This window comes from Piscinibacter sp. (assembly GCF_047600445.1).
In the GTDB taxonomy this organism is placed as follows: Bacteria; Pseudomonadota; Gammaproteobacteria; order Burkholderiales; family Burkholderiaceae_C; genus Piscinibacter.
Genome location: NZ_JASGKT010000002.1, coordinates 2,703,855 through 2,724,447 on the forward strand (window position 1 = coordinate 2,703,855; position 20,593 = coordinate 2,724,447).

Sequence of the window (20,593 nt, forward strand, 5' to 3'; positions counted from 1 at the left end):
ATGGCCGGCAAGCCCAAGGCATCGATGGACGCGGCGCAGATGCGGCAGGTGCTGCGCGGCAAGCGCTTCCTGGCGGCCGACCGCGCCGCGCTCGACCTGCGCGAGATCGCCACCTGGGACAAGTACCTGCTGCGCGAACACCGCCTGCTGGTGCCGGTGGACGTGCAGGCCCTGTACGTCGCGCCCGGCAGCACCGAGAAGATGGTGCGCCTGCCGATGCTGGTGGCGCACGTGGCCGGCCGGCCCGTCGCCGACATCGAGGACGGCCTGCCCGACCCCTTCGACGAAGGTTCGCCGCGCCCGGCCGGCGTGCACCTGCACTGGGCCATGCCCGATGCGCTGCTGCGCGGCACGCTGGCGCCGGCCGACGACGGCAGCGCCAACCGCCTCGCGCTGCCGCCGCTGCCCGACCGCTGGGTGGTGCTGCGCCTCGTGCTGCCGCGCGGCGGCGCCGAGCCGGTGCTCAGCGGCTGGGTGCTGGAGGCCGACCGCGCCGTCGCCGTGCCGCTGGCGCAGTGGCAGGAAGGCGGCGCCGCCTCCACCGCCGCGCCGCCGGCCGGCGAGGAACTGGCGCGCGAACAGCTCACCGGCACGGTGGGCGGCGCGCTCGCGTGGTCGGGCGTGTACGACGCGGTGCTGAACCGCTTCGCCTTCCACGACCCGCTGGCCGACCTGGCGGCGCTCGCGCCGCGCGGCGTCGACGAGGACTGCGCCAGCTACCTCGTCGCCGGCTGGTGGAGCGACCCGGCGCTCGACCCGCTCGACAAGGCGCGCGACAACGGCAGCCTGCACGAGATGCTGGAGACGCTGCGCTGGCGGCTGCTCTACGAATGGGGCGACGAATCCTGGGCGCGGGCGCAGGAGAAGGCGCAGGCCGACCTGCGCCGCGCGCTCGGCCTGACCGAAGGCGAACGCTCGGCGACGCCGCGTCCGCCGAAGGCGAAGAAGGCGCGCGCCGCGGCAGCGGCGGCGTCCGCCACGGCCGCGGCCTTCGTGCCGATCGACAAGACCCTGGTCGAGAAGCAGCAGCGTTTCGTCGCCGCATCGGCCTTCGCCGCCGACGCCGCGCAGCGCTACGCCGCGCCGGCCTGGCAACTGCGCTCCACGCTGCTGCACGGCGCGATCCACGGCGTGCCGGTGACAGGCGCGCCGGGCATCGACCGGCGCCCCGACGCCGCCGGCGTGAGCCTCGCGTTCGGCCTGCACGACGACGACCTGCTCGCCGCCTTCGCCGCCGCGCAGGCCACGCCCGAGCAGCGCCGCGCCACCGAGCGGCTGCTGACCGCCTTCACCGCGCAGAAGATCAACCGCCTCGGCGCGGCCGACGGCGCGGTGGAGCTGGAGGAACACGAACACGCCATCGCCTTCGCGTCGCTGCCGGCCGGCTCGGCGGGCACCGACCGCTACCTGCAAAGAGTGCAGACCGGCGGCGCCGGCGGCCTGGGCCTGGGCCGCAAGCGCGCGGATCGGGTCGGCATCGCGGCGCAGACCACGATGGCCAAGGGCGCGCTCGGCGCGCAGGCGCCCAGGATGCAGGCCGACACCTACTTCGCGATCCAGGGCAAGCCGAACTTGATCAAGGCCACGGAAGCCCTGATCAACGACCTGGCGCGCTCGCGCGTCGGCGACGTGCTCTCGCCCACCGAGGCGCGTGTGGTCGAGCGCCCCGCGCCGCGCTTCACCTTCCCCACCGAGCCCATGCTCGGCCTGCGCGGCGCCGGCCGCAGCCTGCGCCACGGCAACGACGGGCGCGGCTCCGCCGACGGCAAGCTGAGCTGCCGCTGGCCGACGCACGTGATCGCCGAGATCGACGGCGTGATCGCCAAGGACCGTTTCATCCGCTCGCTCGGCAACGGCTCGCTGCCGCCCGAGGTGCTGACGCTCTCGCGCGAGGCGCTGCTGCACGACCCCTACCACGACGAGTGGATCGCCGCCGCGCTGGCGCCGGCCGGCGCGGGCCGCAACGCGCTGCTGACGCGGCTGAAAGCCGAATCGGTGCTGCGCTTCGGCCGCGACGGCGCCTACGACGGCGGCACCGCGGTGCTGGCCGCGACGCTCGCGCGCACGCCGCGTAATGCACGCGCCGGCGGCGCGCGGCTGCCGGCGCAGGGCCTGCGGCCCGGCGTGCGCGAGCAGCAGGCGCTGGTGGCCGACGAGCTGCGCAAGTTCTCGCTCTACAAGGGCGCCGACCCGGACCCGGTCGGCGTCAACACCTGGGCGCAGCCCTGGGTGCCGATGTGGCTCGAGTGGGAGCTGAAGGTCGAGGGGCTCGACCCGGCCACGCTGCAGGCCTGGCGGCTCGGCGCGGTCGATCTCGAAGGCGGCAGCGCCACGTTCGACGGCGCCGCCGCCACGCTGCGCGGCCGCGCGCCGCTGACCAGCGGCGCGGCCAGGACGCTGCACGACGCGATCAGCGACTGGCTGAAGGCCGAGGACGCGCTCGACGAGGACGGCGCCGGGCAGGTCGACGAAGACCTGGAAGACGCCTACCGCGTGCTCGACACGGCGGTGCGCCACCTCGACGTGATGGCCGCCACCTGCGACGGCCTGCGCACGCAGTTGCTCGGCCTGCCGGCGCGCGACGGCCTGCACCGGCCGGCGGCGGCTGGCGGCGGCGTCGGCAACCCGGCGCCGACCGCCGCGCCCCACCTGCTGCTGGCCGGCTGCGCGACGCTGACCCGCGCGCGCGTGCTCGACGCCTTCGGCCGCACGCTGGAGCTGCCGGTGCAAGGCGTGATCACGCCGACGCGCGCGACGCCGCCCGAGCGCGACGGCGCGCTGCTGCTGCGCCCGCGCCTGCTGCGGCCGGCGCGCTGGCTGTTCCGCTTCGTCGATGCGGCCACGCCGGTGGGCGCCGAAGGCACCGAGGCGCGCGTCGACCAGATCGAGGCCGACCTGCAGGTCAGTCCGGTGGCCGGCTTCGTGATGCCCGACCACCTCGACGAAAGCCTGGAGCTGTTCGGCGCCGACGGCGCGCCGATCGGCGAACTGCTGCACGAGCCGGTCAGCGGCGGCGTGATGTGGGAGATCGCCGCCGGCCGCGAGGGCCCGGCCGACGCCGGCCCGCACCACGGCCTCGCGCCGGCGGCGCGGCCGCTGGCGGACTTCGCCGCCGCGCTGGTGGCGGCCGACGCCGCGGCGCGCGGCGGCGCGCCGATCGGCGAGCGCGACGGGCAGGACGGCGCGGCCGAGAGCGCGCTGTCGGCGCTGCTGCGCGCCATCGACACCACGCTGTGGACGGTGGACAGCTTCGCGTCGCTGGGCAGCGAACACGTGGCCGGGCTGGTGGGCCGGCCGGTCGCGGTGGTGCGCGCGCAACTGCGGCTGGAACTGCGCCCGCCCGACGACATCGACCTGTCCGACCCGCAGCGCGCCGCTGAATGGGCGCAGGCCGAACAGGAGGCCGCGCGCCATGCCTTCCCGGTGCGCATCGGCGAGCTGACGCGCAGCGACGACGGCGTGCTCGGCTTCTTCGTCGACGACGACTACTCGCGCTTCCGCCTGGTCGACAAGGTGATCGCCGCCACCGCGCCCGAAGCCGGGCGCAGCCGCGGCCAGTTGGGCGTGTTCGCGCAGTCGGCCGGGCTGCCGGCGGCCAGCGCGATCGTGCACCCCTACATCGCCGGCGACGACGACGCCGACACGCTGCTGCTGCACCTGGGCCAGACGGTCACGCTGACGATCTTCATGCACCCGGCCGGCAATGCCACGCTCAGCTCGGGCCTGCTGCCGCGCAAGGCGCTGGCGCTGGCGCGCGACTGGGTCGGCCCCGGCCTCGCGGCGATCGCGCCCTCGCTGCGCACCGGGCCGGTGCTGGTGGAAACCGATCTGGCCAAGGAGGGCCAGGTGCGGCTGCCCAAGGTGTCGGTGTTCGGCAAGGACCAGAACTTCCTCTGGCGCGACACGCCGGCGAGCTGGCGCAGCGACGCCATCCTCGCCGCCACGCAGACCGCGCTGCTGCCCGACACGCCGGCGGAGTTCCGCGAGGGCTGGATCCGCGTGGCGCCGACGAAGCCGGAAGGACGCTCGCCGTGAGCGCACCCGCCTCTCGCACGTGCCTGTGGCAGCCGCTGGGGCCGCACACGCTGCTCAACGGCGAGGTGCTGGGCGCGGGGCGCATCAGCGGCGCCGTCAACGCGCTGGCGGTGCATCCGGACGGCGAGCGCCTCTACGCGGCGACGGCCAACGGCGGCGTCTGGTATTCGGGCGACGGCGGCGCGTCGTGGCGCTCGCTGGACGCTTTCGAGCCCACGCCCGCGCCGCAGACCATCGACCGGCCGGCGAGCCGCTTCGCCTGCGGCGCGATCGCGGTGGACTTCGGCACGGCCAGCGACAGCGTCTACGTCGGCACCGGCGAACCCTGGCACGACCCGGCCGCGCCGCGCGCGCAGCACATCGGCGCCGCGCCGGGGCAGCCGATCGGCGGCGTGGGCATCTTCGTCGGCACGCACACGCTGGCCAGCGGCAGCCTCACCTGGACGCACGAGGCGGCCGGCCTGCTGGGCGCCAGCGTGTACCGGTTCGCGCTCGAGCCCGGCACCGGCACACGTGTCGTCGCGGCCACCAGCAGCGGCTTGTACGAACGTCCGAGTACAGACGCCGCCGCCGCATGGCAGCGCGTGGCCGGCGCACCGTTCGACACGCTCGATGCGATCTGCACCGACCTGCTGTGGACACCGGCCATCGGCACGCTGCCGAAACGCTGGTGGGTGTGGGTCGAGAGCGGCGCGAGCACCGGGCTGTGGATGCGCGCCTCGAACGCCGCCGGCGCCGACTGGCGGCGCATCGCCGCCCCGGGCGCGCTGGCGCGCCGCGCCGTGCTGGCGGCGGCAGGCTCGCAGCAGATCTGGCTGTTCTGCGACCAGCCCGGCGCAGCCACCAGCGTGGCCGGCGCACCGGGTGGCGCGACGCTGCCGCGCAGCGCCCGGCCACCGGCCGCCGCGGCGCCGCCCGCGGCCTTGCCGCAAGACGACTGCGACTGCTGGTTCCGCTCCTCGCCGCGCAAGCAGCAGGGTTTCGTGCGCCTGATCGAAAGCGGCGAAGTCAAGGCACTGGACTGCAACCAGATCGGCGGGCGCACGATCTTCGAAGGCGACATCGACCTCGGCCCGGCCGCCGAAATGGAGCGCATGCGCCAGGCCGCGGCACGGCCCGGCGGCGCGCCCTTCGGCATCGCCATCACCGGCGAGCGCTACCGCTGGCCGGGCGGCGTGGTGCCCTGGGAGACCACGACGGCACTGCGCCCGCTGGTCGAGTCGGCGATCGCGCACTGGGAGGCGCGCACGCGCATCCGCTTCGTCGAGCGCACGCCGGCCAACGCGGCGGTGTGCCCGAACTGGATCTCGTTCGAGGCGCTAGCCGGCTGTTATTCGCCGGTGGGCATGCAAGGCGGCAAGCAGGTGATCTCGCTGGGTACCGGTTGCGGCTTCGCCCAGGCGGTGCACGAGATCGGCCATTCGCTCGGCCTGTGGCACGAGCAGAGCCGCGAGGACCGCGACAACTTCGTGCGCGTGCTCACCCAGAACATCAAGAGCGGCGAGGAGCACAACTTCGAGCAGCAGATCAGCGACGGCGACGACATCGGCGCCTACGACTTCGGCTCGATCATGCATTACAGCCGCCGTGCCTTCAGCAAGGACGCCACCCGGCTCGACACCATCGTGCCGATCGGCGGGCAGGCGATCGGCCAGCGTGTCGGGCTGTCGGCCGGCGACGTGGCGGCGATCAATGCGATCTATCCCGAGCTGATGCGCCCGCTGCTGTTCCGCATCGACGCGCCGGCCGACCCCGCCGCCGAGCCGATCGCCGTGCCGGTGACCGGCGTGCCCGACGTGCTGGGCGATTCGGGCAGCTATGCGATCGCGCTCGCCGTCGACCCCTCGCGGCCCGACCACGTGGTGATAGCCGGCGGCCGCCGCGCCGGCGCGGACGACGACGCCGCGCTGACGCTCGCACCGGTTGCCGCCGGCGCCGGCGGCACGCTCGCTTTCGGCCGCGCCGCGCCGCTGGGCGGCGGCGTGCATGCCCACGTGCACCACGTCGTCTTCAGCAACGCCGGCCAACGCCTGTGGGCGGCCAGCGACGGCGGCGTGTACCGCAGCGACCGCATCGGCGCGCCCTCGGGCTTCGTCGCGATGAACGACGGCCTGGCCGTGGTGGAAACCAACTACGTCGCCAACCACCCGGTGTGCGAAGGCATGGTGCTGGCCGGCGTGCACCGCCACGGCGTGGCGCGCCGGCTGTCCGGCGCCGCGTGGCGGCGCGAGGGCGAGTTGCGCGCGCAAGGCGGCGGCATGGCCTTCGATCCGAACCAACCCTCGCGCCATCTGTACCAGTTGCACCACGGCGAGTGGGCCTCGTCGCAAGGCGCGATCACGCTGCCGCTCGCGCTCGGCGAGAACCGCGCCGGGCGCAGCGCCGAGCTGTCGCAGCCGGCGATGACGGCCAAGCAGCGCCCCGGCGCGCCGGCCGGGCGGCAGACGGTGACGCAGACGATCGTCGGCACCTCGCGGCTGTGGTACTCGGAAGACTTCGGCGCCACCTGGGTGACGCTGCCCGGCGCCACCGCGCCGCCGGCCGGCAACCTCGCGCACGACGACTTCGGCCGACGCATCACCGTGTGCCGCTGGCAGGGCAGCGAAGTGGCCTGGGTGCTGGGCGAAGGCCGGCTGCGGCGCTACGCGCGCACGGCCGGCAGCGACGCGGCCGCCGGCCCGGGCACCTGGACCGCGCAGACCCTCATCGAGCGCGGCGTCAAGCAGAAGAAGGACGAGACCAAGGCCAACGGCCCGATCCGCGACGCCGCCGCCTGGACCGACATCGCCGTCAACCTCGAGCCGCCGGCCGCGCCGGGCGGCGAGCCGGTGGCGCGCGGCACGCGCGGCGCGCTCTACCTCGGCACGGTCGGCAAGCCGGGCGCCGAGGACGTGGACACGCTGTGGTGGTTCGACGGCGGCGAACGCTGGTTCGCCACGAAATTGCGCGCCAGCGTGAGCGCCCCAGTGACGGCGATCACCTGCGACCCGGCCTTCCCGGACGAGGTGTACGTCGGCACCACCATCGGCGTGTGGAAGGGCCAGCGCAACCTCGCCGACCCGAGCAAGCCGGCCTGGACCTGGAGCGCGCGCCTCAACGGCCTGCCCGAGGCGGTGGTGCAGGATCTCGCGCTGTACAGCCACGACGGCCTGCGCCTGCTGCGCGCCGGCCTGGCGGCACGCGGCGTGTGGGAGCTGCGCCTCGACACCGACGACGTGGCCGACCTCGCCTACCTGCGCGCGCACGCCGACGACCTGCGCCACCGCGCCGCCGCATCGCTCACCGGGCGCGACGGCGTCACCCGGCGCTCCTGGCATTCCAGCCCCGACCTGCGGCCGCGCCGCGCCGCCATCGCCGCGACCACGCCGGCCACGCTGCCATGGACCATGGGCTCGCCGCTGATCGACACCGAGCCGCTGCGCCGCTTCCAGAGCGCGCTGCGCGCACGCACCGGCGACACGCGCGTGCGCGCCACCGGCAAGTGGGACAGCAGCTTCAACGAGGTGCTCGCCACGCTGGGCGCGCCGACGGTGCTGGGTACCGTGCGCATCGACAAGGCGTACTGGGAGCAGAGCATGCAGTTGCCCTGGGCGCTCGCCGAGCCCTGGGGCACGGCGCGGCCGGCCAGTGCCGACCTGATCGAGTTCGGCCCCACGCTGCGCGAACCCAGCGGCGACGACCCGGCCGGCGAGCTGCCGCCCGGGCCGAGCAAGGTGGAGGTGCTGGTGCAGTACCGCGGCCTCGCGCCGCTGGACGGCGCCAAGCTGCGCGTGGCGCTGCTGAAGTGGTCGGGCGCCGCGCTGCCCACCGGCGACGCGCCGTGGACCGCTGCCATCAACCAGGTGCTCAACTCGACGGCCGGCACCAGCGCGCTGCCTCTCGGCGCCGGCTGGAGCCTGGTCGGCGGCCGCCAGACGCTCGGCGGACAGACGCTGGACGCGCTGCGCCCCGGCATCGCCAGCTTCGACCTCGACCTCAGCGCCGAGGCGGCGGGGCGCATCGTGCTGCTGGTGGCGGCGATCCACGGCGGCGATGCCGACGTCGCGCTGGCGCCGGCGCCGCTGGCCGAGCTGGTCGCCAACAACGCCCATCTCGCGGCGCGCTCGCTGCGCGTGGCCGGCGGCACGGTGGCCGACAGCGCGGTGCGCAACCCCTTCCCGACCGTGCCCTACGCGCTGGAACTGGCGCCGGGCGCGGCGCACAACACGCGCCTGGCGGCGGCGCTGGCCACGCAGCGAGCGGCGCTGCGCGGCGCCAACCAGACGCAGCTCGACGCACTGGCGCTGCTGATCGCGAAGCTCACGCCCGCGGGCACGATGGAATACGCCGGCGTGCACGAGACGGAGATGTACTTCTCCGCCAGCCTGCTCAAGGTGGCGATGCTGTACGCCAGCTTCGAACTGCTGGCGCAGGTCAACCAGCTCGCGCCGGCGCTCACCGCGCCGGGCGCGGCGAAGTTCCTCGAGCGCGTGCGCCGCGAATTCGGCACGACCATCGAGCGCTCGGTGGCGCGCATCAAGCCGGGCGCGTGGCGAAGCGTGAAGTTCGGCGAGGTGCTGCGCGCGCTGCCCGACGGGCCGAACCGCTTCCGCGTCGAGATGCACCCGACGCACGCGCAGGACGTCGAGAAGATCTTCTCCAAGCAGGACCAGAACCTCACGCCGCGCGACACCATGCACCGCCTCGGCTACAGCTACGTCAACCGCGCGCTGGAGGCGGGCGGCTTCTTCGACGCAACAAGCGCGAGCGGCATCTGGACCACGGCCGACTACGGCGCGTGGCCCGACTTCCACGTGCCCGTGGCCACGCGCGGCGGCAAGCCGCCGCGCAACGGCACGTCGTCGGCGGCGATGACGGCGCTGGCGATGGCCAGCCTGCTCGCGCACCTGCACCGCGGCACGCTGGTGGATGCGGCGGCCAGCCAGCGCATGCGCACGATCTTCGAGGCCGGCGCCGGCTGGACCTGGTTGAAGGACCATACCGCCACCGCCGCGTCGTCCTTCGATGTCACCGGCTGCAAGATCGGCGAGGCGTCCAGCGGCTCGGCCTTCGTCGGCACGGTGTTCTCCGAAGGCGCCTGGCTGCGCCGCAGGAGCGACGCGGCGCCGTTCGTCGTCGTGTGGCAGAACGCGCACCTGGCCCTGCCCTTCGAGCCGATCGCCGGCGTCATCGACGAAGTGGTGCGCACCTGGCCCTGACACCCACCCGAGGAAGCGACCCCATGCGCCACACCTGCAAGATCTGCTCGCCCTACGTGCCCGGCCTGAGCGGCCAGGGCGACGACCGCGGCCGCCTGTCCAGCGACGAGGCCGCCTCGCGCGAGCGTGTCGGCAACCTGCGCGTCACGCCGCTGCGCGGCGCCGGCCGGGCGCGTGCCGCGGTGGAGAAGCTCAAGCTGTGGGAGAACGGCCGCACGCTGAAGGTGAAGTTCCTCGACGGCAACGCCGCCGTGCAGGCCAGGGTGCAAGCCATCGCGAAGGAGTGGGAGGCAATCGCCAACCTGAAGCTGGAGTTCGTGAGCAGCGGCGCGGCGCAGATCCGCATCAGCTTCGCCGACAAGGGCTTCTCGTGGTCGACGGTGGGCACCGACGCGCTGACGGTGGCGTCGAACAAGCCGACGATGAACTACGGCTGGCTCGAACCGAACACCGAGCTGCGCGAGTACCAGCGCGTCGTGCGCCACGAGTTCGGCCACGCGCTGGGCATGATCCACGAACACCAGAACCCGGCCGCGCAGGGCCAGATCCCGTGGGACAAGCCCAAGGTCTACGCCTACTACGCGCAGCAGGGCTGGAGCCGGGCCGACGTCGACTTCAACATCTTCCAGGTCTATTCGGAGGACAGCACCAACCACACGAGCTTCGACCCGAGCTCGATCATGGAGTACGCGATCCCCGACTCGCTGACGATAGGCTCCTACGCGATCGGCTGGAACACCGAGTTCTCGGCGCTGGACATCGAGTTCATGAAACGCCAGTACCCGAAGGCCGCGCCAGCGATGACCGAACTGGCGATCGGCCGGCGCGTCGGCGCCGATCTCGCGACGGCCGGCGAGGTCGACGAGTTCCACTTCGCGGTGGCCACCGCCGCCACCTACATCATGAGCACCGAAGGCCCGACCGACACCGTGCTGACGCTGCACGGCCCGGGCGACCGCGGCGCGGTGCTCACCTGGGACGACGACCGCGGCCAGGGCGCCAACGCGCGCATCGTGCGCAAGCTGCAGCCGGGCGACTACTGGCTGACGGTGCGGCACAAGTCGCCGGCCGCCACCGGCCGCTACAGCGTGGGCGTGAAGAAGCGCGCCTAGGGCCGGCGCCGCGCCGCCACCGCGCGCGCCAGGCCCTGCAGCACCGGCACCGTCTGCGCGAAGGAGATGCAGGCATCGGTGATCGACACGCCGGGCGCCGGCGGCACGCCGGGCACCAGGTCCTGCCGGCCTTCCTCGAGGTTGCTCTCGATCATCACGCCGGTGATGCGGCGCTCGCCGGCGGCGATCTGCCCGGCCACGTCGGCGGCCACCTCGATCTGGCGGCGGTGCTGCTTGCTGCTGTTGGCGTGCGAGACGTCGATCATCACCTGCTCGCGCACGCCGGCGGCGCGCAGCGCGACGCAGGCCTGCTCGACGTGCGCGGCGTCGTAGTTGGGCGCCTTGCCGCCGCGCAGGATCAGGTGGCAGTCGGGGTTGCCGCGCGTCTCGAAGATCGCCGCCACGCCCATCTTGGTCATGCCCATGAAGGCATGCGGCGCGCGCGCCGCGAGGATGGCGTCGGCGGCCACCTTCAGGCTGCCGTCGGTGCCGTTCTTGAAGCCGACCGGGCAGCTCAGGCCCGAGGCGAGCTGGCGGTGGCTCTGGCTCTCGGTGGTGCGCGCGCCGATCGCGCCCCAGCTCACGAGGTCGGAGATGTACTGCGGGCTGAGCAGGTCGAGGAACTCGGTGCCCAGCGGCAAGCCCAGCGTGGTCAGGTCGCGCAGCAGGCGGCGCGCGCGTTCCAGGCCTTCGTTGATCGCGAAGCTGCCGTCCAGGTGCGGGTCGTTGATGTAGCCCTTCCAGCCCACCGTGGTGCGCGGCTTCTCGAAGTAGGCGCGCATCACCACCAGCAGTTCGCCGCCCAGTTCGTCGGCCACGGCCTTCAGGCGCTGGCCGTAGGCCAGCGCCTGCGCGTGGTCGTGGATCGAGCAGGGGCCGACGACGACGATCAGCCGATCGTCGCGGCCATGCAACACGTCGGCGATGCTCGCGCGGCTGGCTTCGACCAGCGCCAGCGTGTCGTCTTCCAGCGACACGCGCTCCTGCAGCAGCGCGGGGTTGATCAGCGGGCGCACGGCGCCGATGCGCACGTCGTCGATGCGGGTGGTGTCCACGGTTTTCATGCGGCGGGATTGTGCGGTGTGTCACGCCCTGCGCGGCCGGCCGGTTTGCGCGTAACACCCACGTGACCTGCACCACGCGGATGGAGGGGCATTTGTTACGGGGGTACTCAGACGCCACCCAACTGTCGCATGCTGTGCGCATGAACCCTTTCGCGGCACTCGACCACCAGCCCCCGGCCCTGCAACCCGTGCAGTTGCTGCTGATGGGCGTGTTCCTCACCGCCTACCTGGCCGCGGTGACGAGCCTGCTCGATCCGCGCGGCCGCATGCGCGCGGCAGGCATCGCGCTGGCGGCCGGCATCGGCATGGGCTTCGTCTTCACGCCCTGGACGCTGGGTGCGCTGCTGGCCGCCGCCAGCGTCGGCGCGATCGGCGTGTTCATCGGCCTGAGCTGGGTGCTCAGCCGCGCGCTGGGCGTGCACGACCGCGCGCCCGTGGTCGAAGGCGTGGCGCCGGAGCCCGAGTCGCTCGAATCGTTCGACGCGGCCGGCGCAGGCGTGCCCCACGCCGCCGCGGCGGCCGTGCCGGTGCGCGCGGCGCCGCGCCTCAGCGCGCACGCGCCGCTGGCCTGAGACCGGCGCCACGCGGCCACAGCGGGCCGATGGCGTCGAGCGTGTTCTTCAACACCAGGCCCAGTTCGGTATCGCCTTCCATCACCAGCGTGCGTTCGAAGAACAGCCGGTCGGGATCGTCCTCGCCGCGCAGCAGGCGCAGGTAGCCGGCGCCGCTGGCGGCGATGCGCAGCGCCGCTTCCCGCCCCGGGCCGTCCTCGCCGGCACTCGCGAAGCCGTGCGGCGCGATGCGCAGCCGCACGCGCAGGCCGAAGTCGGTGACGGCCAGCTCCACACAATGCCCTTCGAGCGCGCGGCGCGCGTCGTCGGGCAGGCGCGGCAGCAGCACGCGGTCGAGCACACGCGCGGCCAGCAGCGACGGCGGGCCGACCGGCAGCCGCTCGACCGCGCCGCGCAGGCGCAGGTGCAGCGGCGCGAGGAAAGGCGGCAGCCCGGCGGGCACGCGGCGGTCGGGGTGGCGATGGTTCATGTCTCGCTCCACGCCATGCCCGGCGCGCGCCGCGCATAGCCGTTGCCGAAAGGTCCAGGCACGCCGGCGCCGGCCCAGGCCGCCATCGTCCCGGCCGGCGCGGCGCCGGCGTTCATCACCGCGTCGAAATCCCGCAGCACCCGCATGAAGCCCTGTGAACAGGGCGACAGGCGCAGCCGCGTCACACCGGCCGCGCGCAGCGCCGCGCCGTCGGCCAGCAGGTTGTGCACCGCGGCCGACTGCGTCTGCGTGCCGTTGAGCACCAGGAAGGGCTGGCCCTCGGTGGACGACAGCAGCAGCCCGTCGGGGTCGGCGATGCAGCGGTAGCCGCAGTCGTCCTTGGGCACGCGGTGGTGGCGCGCGGTGAAGCAGCGCGCCGAGAAGGCCAGCGGCAGCCGGCCGAAGGCCCAGGCCTCGGTCACGATGGCCGCGCCCTCGGGCGTGCGCACCGGATCGGCCGGCGGGTTGACCAGCGCCAGCGCGTCCAGCGACAGCTCCACCGGCGCCACCCAGCGCGAAGCGCCGAGGTCGGCATGCTCGGCCAGCGCCGCGCGGCTGTAGATGTTGACGTGCGGCCCCAGCACCAGCGGCACGCGCCCGGCCAGCAGGTGCAGCGCCGAGGCGTCGGCGGCCTCGACGGCGAACTCGCCCTGCCCGGCCTGGCGTTCGAGCAGGCGCAGGTCGGCCTCGGTCTCGATCAGCGCCTGCGCGGCCAGCACCACCTCCTTGCCGGCGGCGCGCAGCTCGCGGGCCAGCGCCAGCCAGTCGGGCAGGCGCAGCTCGCGGCGCCGCGCGCACACCGTCTCGCCGAGCGTGAGGGTGTCGGCGGCGCTGTCGGCGAGGTCGGCGTAGAAGCGCAGCAGCGCCTCGCGCGGCCAGTGGTACAGCACCGGGCCGACGCTGAGCGCGACACGTTCGGTGTCGGGCTTCGACAAGCTCAGCCCGAACGGAGCCATTGGTTTCACTTCGGTTTCCATGTTGCCAAGCAGTCGCCGCGGAACCGGCTCTGCCGGGCCGCTGGCGGCGCCCCCTGGGGGAGCGCCGAAGGCGCTACGGGGGGGTATGTCATCTCCACGGGCGGTCGTAGGCGCCCAGCGTGTGCTGCTGGCCCTCGGCGTGGCGCGCCAGCGCGGCCGACCACTCGGGTCGCACCGCGTAGTGCTGCGCCTCGGCGCCGGCGCGGGCTATCGCCGCGCGCCACACGCGCGTCACCTGCTCGACGTAGGCGGCGCTGCGCTGTCGCCCTTCGATCTTGATCGCCTTGACGCCCATCGCGATCAGCTCGGGCAGGATGGCCAGCGTGTTCAGGCTGGTGGGCTCCTCTAGCGCGTACTCGCGAGCGCCGCGCACCTCGAAGCGGCCCTTGCACAGCGTCGGGTAGCCGCGCGGCTCGTCGGGGGCGTAGCGGTCGATCAGCACCCCGTTCAGGCGCGCCTGCACACCGCCGTCGCCTTCCTCCTGCCAGCGCACCGCCGAGGGCGGCGAGCACACGCCGGCGTTGTTGGGCGACTGCCCGGTGGCGTAGGACGACAGCGCGCAGCGCCCCTCCACCATCACGCACAGGCTGCCGAAGCCGAACACCTCGATGTCGACCCCGGTGTGGCGGATCACGTTGCCGACCTGCTGCAGCGTCAGCACACGCGGCAGCACGGCGCGCTGGATGGCGTAGCGGCGGCGGTAGAACTCGATCGCGGCGTGGCTCGTGGCCGAGGCCTGCACCGACAGGTGCAGGCGCAGTTGCGGATGTTCGTCGCGGCAATGGGCCATCACCGCGGTGTCGGCGACGATCAGCGCGTCGGCGCCCAGCGCCACGGCCTTGTCGACCGCGCGCCGCCACGGGCCGGCGTCGCGGGCGTCGGCGAAGGTGTTCAGCGCCATCAGCACCTTCGCGCCGCGCGCGTGCGCATGCGCCACGCCGTCGCGCACCTGCGCGTCGTCGAAGTTCAGGCCGGCGAAGTTGCGCGCGTTGGTCGCGTCCTTCAGGCCCAGGTAGACCGCGTCCGCGCCGGCCTCCACGGCCACCTGCAGCGCGCGCAGCGAGCCGGCCGGACACACCAGTTCGGGCAACTCCCGTCGATCGTTCACACGTCGCTCCCGCGCCCGTCTCGGGCCGGCGCACTGTATTGGCAGATCCACGACAGCGGGTTTGAGGCTCGGCAAACTCGCGTGACTCTCGTCCAGCGCGCCGCCGCGCGGCCGGCGCGGCGCGAATGGGCTTGAACCAGTTCAAGGACGCTGTAGCGGCTCGCCCCGACCATCGCCGCACAGTCACCGAACAGGTCAACCCCAGGAGAGCCCCATGACAAGCCGCTATCCCGCATCGCCGCTCACGCTGACGGCCGCGCTGCTGATCTCTCTCGCGTCCTTCGGCGCCGCCGCGCAGGACGCGCCCACGCTGACGCCCGCCGAGAAGGAGGCCGGCAAGAAGATCTACTTCGAGCGCTGCGCCGGCTGCCACGGCGTGCTGCGCAAGGGCGCCACGGGCAAGAACCTCGAGCCGCACTGGAGCAAGAAGCTCGACGACGGCAGCACGCAGGAAGGCGGCACGCTCAAGCTCGGCACCTCGCGCCTCGAGAAGATCATCTCGCTGGGCACCGAGGGCGGGATGGTCAACTACGACGACATCCTGACCAAGGACGAGATCAACCTGATGGCGCGCTACATCCAGACGACGCCGGACATCCCGCCCGAGTTCAGCCTGAAGGACATGGAGGCGAGCTGGAAGCTGCTGGTGCCGGTGGACCAGCGGCCCAAGACGCAGCAGAACAAGATCAACCTGAAGAACATCTTCGCGATCACGCTGCGCGACGCCGGCAAGCTCGCGCTGGTCGACGGCGACACCAAGCAGATCTGGAAGATCCTCGACACCGGCTACGCGGTGCACATCTCGCGCCTGTCGGCCTCGGGCCGCTACGTCTACACCGTCGGCCGCGACGGCCTGGTGACGCTGATCGACCTGTGGTTCGAGGAGCCGAAGACCGTCGCCACCGTCAAGCTCGGCGCCGACGCGCGCTCGGTCGACACCTCGAAGTTCAAGGGCTACGAGGACAAGTACCTGATCGGCGGCACCTACTGGCCGCCGCAGTACTCGATCATGGACGGCGAGACGCTCAAGCCGATGAAGGTGGTCTCGACGCGCGGCAACACCGTCGACGGCGAATACCACCCCGAGCCGCGCGTGGCCTCGATCGTCAGCTCGATGATCAAGCCCGAGTGGGTCGTCAACGTCAAGGAGACCGGCCAGATCATGCTGGTCGACTACTCCGACATCAAGAACCTGAAGACGACGACGATCGAGTCGGCCAAGTTCCTGCACGACGGCGGCTGGGACATGAGCAAGCGCTACTTCCTGGTGGCGGCCAACGCGAGCAACAAGATCGCCGCGGTGGACACCAAGACCGGCAAGCTCGCCGCGCTGGTGGACACCAAGAAGATCCCGCACCCGGGCCGCGGCGCGAACTTCGTGCACCCGCAGTACGGGCCGGTGTGGGCCACGGGCCACCTCGGCGACGCGGTGATCACGCTGATCTCCACGCCGTCGGAGGACAGGAAGTTCGCCAAGTACAAGCAGCACAACTGGAAGGTCGTGCAGGAACTGAAGACCGGCGGCGCGGGCAACCTGTTCGTCAAGACGCACCCGAAGTCCACCCACCTGTGGGCCGACATGCCGATGAACCCCGAGCGCGAGAACGCCGAGGCCGTCTACGTCTACGACATGAAGGACCTGAACAAGGAGCCGGTCAAGATCGACGTGGCCAAGGACTCCGGCCTGCCGCAGACCAAGGCGCTGCGCCGCGCCACCCACCCCGAATACAACCAGGCGGGTGACGAGGTGTGGATCAGCCTGTGGGGCGGCAAGACCGACCAGTCGGCCATCGTCGTCTACGACGACAAGACGCTGAAGCTGAAGAAGGTGATCACCGATCCGGCGATCGTCACGCCGACCGGCAAGTTCAACGTCTACAACACGCAGCACGACATCTATTGACCCCCGAAGCGCCCGCGGCCATCAGCCTCGAACACCGGATATCGCGATGAATTCTCCTGACTCCAAACCCGGCCTCTGGCGGCGCTTGCGCTCGCCTTCGGGCACGTGGTCGGTGCTCACGCTGCTGGCCGTCGGCGTCTTCGCCGGCGTGCTGCTGTGGGGCGGCTTCAACACCGCCGTGGAGGCAACCAACCGCGAGGCGTTCTGCATCAGTTGCCACGAGATGCGCGACAACGTCTACAAGGAATATTCCGAGAACACCATCCACTACACCAACCGCACCGGCGTGCGCGCCACCTGCCCCGACTGCCACGTGCCGAAGGAGTGGGGGCCGAAGATGATGCGCAAGATCCAGGCCTCGCGCGAGCTGTGGGGCAAGCTCACCGGCACGGTGGACACGCGCGAGAAGTTCGAGGCCAAGCGCCTGCAACTGGCCGAGCGCGAATGGGCGCGCATGAAGGCGAACAACTCGCTGGAATGCCGCAACTGCCACAGCCAGGAGTCGATGGCCAAGGACGTGCAGAAGCCGCGCGCGCGCAAGTCGCACGAGCTGGCGGAGAAGAACAACGAGACCTGCATCGATTGCCACAAGGGCATCGCCCACCACAAGCCGCAAGGCATGAAGGAAGAGGACGAATGAAGCACACCACCACCCTGCCTGCGCAACGCAGCTTCTGCCTCGTCGCCGCGGCGGCCGCTCTGGCACTGGCCGCCGGCGCCGCCCACGCCGCGCCCGACTGGGGCAAGGTGCCGGCCAAGACCATCACGGTCTTCTACCCCGGCGCCGCGCCGATCGAATGGGTGACCAAGGGCACCGAACACGGCGGCGCCCGCGCGCTGAAGAAGGGCGAGGCCTGCGCGAGCTGCCACCACGACGAAACCGCCGACATGGGCAAGAAGATGGCCAGCGGCCAGAAGCTCGAGCCCAAGCCGATCGCCGGCAAGGCGGGCAGCATCCCGGTGTCGGTGCAGGCCGCGCACGACGGCAGCAACCTGTACCTGCGCTTCGCGTGGAAGCAGCCGCCCGGCGGCGCGGCCGAGAAGATGGACAAGGACAACGCCGTCAAGCTGGCCTTCATGCTCGAGGACAACAAGGTCGAGCGCGCCAACCTGTCGGGCTGCTGGGAGACCTGCCACGCCGACGTGCGCACCATGCCCGACGCCAAGGACGACAAGAAGACCAAGTACGTGCCGGGCGGCAGCCTGGCCGGCGGCAAGTTCTACGACCTGATGCAGTGGACCAGCAAGGGCGCCAAGTTCGACGGCTACGTCGCCGACAAGCGCGTGATGGAAGGCGGCAAGGGCCTGGTCGACGCCAAGGGCGAGAAGAAGGGCGACGAGTGGGTGGTCGTGTTCACGCGCAAGCTCGCCGGCGGCGGCGACGGCGACATCGCGCTGGCGCCGGGCAAGCTCGTCAACTTCGGCTTCGCGATCCACGACGACCACGCGGCCGGGCGCTTCCACCAGGTGTCGCTCGGCTACACGCTGGGCATCGACGCCAAGGCCGACATCACCGCGGTGAAACAGTGATCCCCCCCGTAGCGCCTTCGGCGCTCCCCCCCAGGGGGGCGCCGCCAGCGGCCCGGCGCAGCCGGATCCGCGGCGGCTGCTTGGCTTTCGCGGCGAGTGTTTGCCTGCTGGGCGGAGTGGGTACGGTGTTTGCGGCGGATGAGGCGGCGACGGTGAGCATCCGCGAGATGCGCTTCGAGCCGGCGGCGCTGACGGTGAAAGCCGGCAGCACGGTGCGCTGGAGCAACGACGAGAAGCGCAGCTCGCACTCGGTGCTCTTCAAGGGCGAAGGCGGCCTGGAAAGCGACCGCCTGCTGCCAGGCGAGCAGTGGCAGCGCCGCTTCGACAAGCCGGGCCGCTACCCCTACGTCTGCGGCCCGCACCCCGAGATGGCCGGGGTGATCGAGGTGCAGCCCTGAAGACGGCGCTGCTGGCCGCGCTCGCGCTGGCCGGCGCGGCGGCGTGGGCGCAGGCGCCGTCGCTCGCGCTGCCCGATGGCGCCCGCGCGGTGATCGAGCAGGACGAACAAGACGCGACGCGCCGGCTCGTCGTGCGCTCGGCCGACGGCACGGCGCTGCGGCGCTGGCCGCTGCCCGCCACGGGCGCGGTGCAATGGCTGCCGTGGCCGGCGCGGCGCTCGCTGCTGGTCGCGCCGGGTGAACTGCCCGAGCTGTGGGAGATCTCGCTCGACCCGCGCGCCGAAGACCGCTACGACGGCCTGGTGCACGACTTCCGCATGGGCGAGGGCGTGCCGGAACCCGGCTTCCTGCACCGCCGCCGCATCGCGCTGGCCGGTCCGGTACATGCCTGGGCCGCCGATTCGGGCGGCACGCTGCTGGTGCTCGTCATCGCCCGGCCGCTGGCCGGCGGCGCGCCGCTGCTGCAGGGCTGGAACCTCGATGCGCGCCGCATCGCGATGCGCTGGCCCTGGCCGGCCGGCGCGCTGCCGGGCGAGCCGCCGTGGATCGACGAAGCGGCCGGGCTGCTGTGGCTGCCCGACGCCGCGTCACCGCGGCCGCACTGCCTGCCGATCGACGGCCGCTGCTGAGCCGTGGCTTGATCCGCGCCCCGGGCGCGCGGCCCTGGCTTGAACTGGTTCAAGGACGCCGCGGCGAGCGCGTCCGACCATGCGATCGCCATGAGATGCGCTGCTTCCCTTCCCCTCGTGCTGGCCGCGCTGGCGCTGCCCGCTTCGGCCAGCGAGGCGCCCGCGCCCGACGCGCGGCGCAGCCAGGCGCTGGTGCGCATGGTGCGGCAGGACTGCGGCTCCTGCCACGGCATGCGCCTGACCGGCGGCCTGGGCCCGGCGCTGACCGCGCAGGCGCTCGCCGACCGGCCGCTGGAGATGCTGACGGCGGTGATCTACCGCGGCCGCCCGGGCACACCGATGCCGGGCTGGCAGGCCATGCTCAGCGAGAGCGAGGCGCAGTGGATCGCGCAGCGGCTGCGCACCGGCTTCCCGGAGGAAACGCGATGAAGCGGCTGCTCTCGCTGATGCTGGCCGCGCTGCTGGCGGGCTGCGCGGCCAGCCCTGCGCCGCTGAAGGGCAGCGGCGATCTCGGCGTCGTGATCGAGCGCGCCAGCGGCACGGTGGCGATCGTCGACACCAGCGAGCGCCGCGTGCTCGCCGAGGTGCCCGGGCTGGGCGACCTGTCGCACGCCTCGGTGGTGTTCTCGCGCGACGGCGGCACCGCCTACGTGTTCGGCCGCGACGGCGCGCTGACGCGCGTGAGCCTGATCGCGCGCCGCATCGAGGCGCGCGTGATGCAGGCCGGCAACTCGATCGGCGGCGCGATCTCGGCCGACGGCACGCTGGTGGCGGCGCAGAACTACACGCCCGGCGGCGTGAAGGTGTTCGACGCGAAGACGCTCGCGCTGGTGGCCGACATCCCGGCCGAATACACGCCGGGCAAGCTGTCGCGCGTGGTCGGCCTGGTCGACCTGCCGGGGCGGCGCTTCGCCTTCAGCCTGTTCGACGCCGACGCGATCTGGATCGCGGACCTGTCCGATGCGGCGTCGCCGCGTGTCACGAAGCTCGACGGCATCGGCCGCCAGCCCTACGACGCGCTGGTCACGCCCGACGGCCGGCACTACATCGCCGGGCTGTTCGGCGAGGACGGCCTCGCGCTGGTCGACCTGTGGGCCGAGAAGCCCGCGGCGCGCCGCATCCTCGGCGGCTACGGCCGCGGCGAGCAGGCGCTGCCGGTCTACAAGATGCCGCACCTGCGCGGCTGGGCCGTGGCCGGCCGGCACGCCTACCTGCCCGCCATCGGCCGCCACGAGGTGCTGGTGGTCGACACCGAAAGCTGGGCCGAGGTGGCGCGCATCCCGGTGGCCGGCCAGCCGGTGTTCGTGATGGCGCGGCCCGACGGACGCCAGGTGTGGGTCAACTTCGCGGTGCCCGACTACGACCGCGTGCAGGTGATCGACACCGTGACGCGCCGCATCGTCAAGACGCTGGAGCCCGGCAAGGCGGTGCTGCACATGGAGTTCACGCCGCGCGGCGAAGCGGTGTGGATCAGCTCGCGCGACGCCAACCGCGTCTCGGTCTACGACACCGCCTCGTTCGCGCCGCTGGCGACGCTGGATCTGCCGGCGCCCAGCGGCGTGTTCTTCACCAGCCGCGCCGCGCGCATGGGCTTCTGA

General features: G+C 72.8%; 15 protein-coding genes. 11 read left to right on the forward strand and 4 right to left on the reverse strand.

Annotated features, from left to right (window positions below):
- Genes QM792_RS16825 through QM792_RS16835 form a run of 3 tightly spaced genes read left to right on the forward strand, consistent with a single transcriptional unit; the run spans position 1 to position 10,345 of the window.
- On the forward strand, positions 1-4,035 hold the full coding sequence (locus QM792_RS16825; protein ID WP_415151253.1) for a hypothetical protein: 4,035 nt from the start codon (positions 1-3) through the stop codon (positions 4,033-4,035).
- On the forward strand, positions 4,032-9,233 hold the full coding sequence (locus tag QM792_RS16830; protein ID WP_415151254.1) for a M12 family metallopeptidase: 5,202 nt from the start codon (positions 4,032-4,034) through the stop codon (positions 9,231-9,233). The genes QM792_RS16825 and QM792_RS16830 overlap by 4 nt, the downstream gene beginning before the upstream one ends.
- A 23-nt stretch (positions 9,234-9,256) precedes the next feature.
- Positions 9,257-10,345, forward strand: coding sequence for a M12 family metallopeptidase (locus QM792_RS16835; protein WP_415151255.1), 1,089 nt, complete (start codon positions 9,257-9,259; stop codon positions 10,343-10,345).
- Here QM792_RS16835 and QM792_RS16840 read toward each other — a convergent pair.
- Positions 10,342-11,409: a 3-deoxy-7-phosphoheptulonate synthase gene (locus QM792_RS16840; protein ID WP_415151256.1), complete on the reverse strand. Its 1,068-nt coding sequence runs from the start codon at positions 11,407-11,409 to the stop codon at positions 10,342-10,344. The two genes, QM792_RS16835 and QM792_RS16840, sit on opposite strands and share 4 nt — an antisense overlap.
- 140 nt (positions 11,410-11,549) lie before the next feature.
- Here QM792_RS16840 and QM792_RS16845 point away from each other — a divergent pair, with 140 nt between their 5' ends.
- Entirely contained in the window at positions 11,550-11,981 is a 432-nt protein-coding gene (locus QM792_RS16845; protein ID WP_415151257.1) for a hypothetical protein, read from the forward strand.
- Here QM792_RS16845 and ubiT read toward each other — a convergent pair.
- The 3 genes from ubiT to ubiU form a co-directional block, all read right to left on the reverse strand.
- Positions 11,956-12,450 carry a ubiquinone anaerobic biosynthesis accessory factor UbiT gene (gene ubiT / locus QM792_RS16850; RefSeq protein ID WP_415151258.1) on the reverse strand — a complete coding sequence of 165 codons (495 nt, stop codon included), beginning with the start codon at positions 12,448-12,450 and terminating at the stop codon, positions 11,956-11,958. The two genes, QM792_RS16845 and ubiT, sit on opposite strands and share 26 nt — an antisense overlap.
- Positions 12,447-13,385, reverse strand: a complete 939-nt coding sequence (locus tag QM792_RS16855; RefSeq protein ID WP_415151259.1) for a U32 family peptidase — start codon at positions 13,383-13,385, stop codon at positions 12,447-12,449. Before QM792_RS16855 ends, ubiT begins: the two co-directional genes overlap by 4 nt.
- Positions 13,386-13,515: 130 nt before the next feature.
- Complete coding sequence (ubiU, locus tag QM792_RS16860) at positions 13,516-14,535, reverse strand: ubiquinone anaerobic biosynthesis protein UbiU (RefSeq protein WP_415151260.1); 1,020 nt, start codon at positions 14,533-14,535, stop codon at positions 13,516-13,518.
- Between the two features lie 214 nt (positions 14,536-14,749).
- On the opposite strand from ubiU, the gene QM792_RS16865 reads away from it, so the two are divergent.
- From QM792_RS16865 to QM792_RS16895, 7 genes are all read left to right on the forward strand, one after another.
- Positions 14,750-16,438, forward strand: coding sequence for a cytochrome D1 domain-containing protein (locus QM792_RS16865; protein ID WP_415151261.1), 1,689 nt, complete (start codon positions 14,750-14,752; stop codon positions 16,436-16,438).
- A gap of 46 nt (positions 16,439-16,484) precedes the next feature.
- Positions 16,485-17,078 (forward strand): NapC/NirT family cytochrome c, encoded by a 594-nt coding sequence (locus QM792_RS16870; RefSeq protein WP_415151262.1) that lies wholly within the window; start codon positions 16,485-16,487, stop codon positions 17,076-17,078.
- Positions 17,075-17,968 (forward strand): ethylbenzene dehydrogenase-related protein, encoded by an 894-nt coding sequence (locus QM792_RS16875; protein ID WP_415151263.1) that lies wholly within the window; start codon positions 17,075-17,077, stop codon positions 17,966-17,968. Before QM792_RS16870 ends, QM792_RS16875 begins: the two co-directional genes overlap by 4 nt.
- On the forward strand, positions 17,965-18,366 hold the full coding sequence (locus tag QM792_RS16880; RefSeq protein WP_415151264.1) for a plastocyanin/azurin family copper-binding protein: 402 nt from the start codon (positions 17,965-17,967) through the stop codon (positions 18,364-18,366). Before QM792_RS16875 ends, QM792_RS16880 begins: the two co-directional genes overlap by 4 nt.
- An 89-nt stretch (positions 18,367-18,455) precedes the next feature.
- Positions 18,456-18,995, forward strand: a complete 540-nt coding sequence (locus QM792_RS16885; protein ID WP_415151265.1) for a hypothetical protein — start codon at positions 18,456-18,458, stop codon at positions 18,993-18,995.
- Positions 18,996-19,085: 90 nt separating this feature from the next.
- Positions 19,086-19,424, forward strand: coding sequence for a c-type cytochrome (locus QM792_RS16890; protein ID WP_415151266.1), 339 nt, complete (start codon positions 19,086-19,088; stop codon positions 19,422-19,424).
- Positions 19,421-20,593 (forward strand): cytochrome D1 domain-containing protein, encoded by a 1,173-nt coding sequence (locus tag QM792_RS16895; RefSeq protein ID WP_415151267.1) that lies wholly within the window; start codon positions 19,421-19,423, stop codon positions 20,591-20,593. The genes QM792_RS16890 and QM792_RS16895 overlap by 4 nt, the downstream gene beginning before the upstream one ends.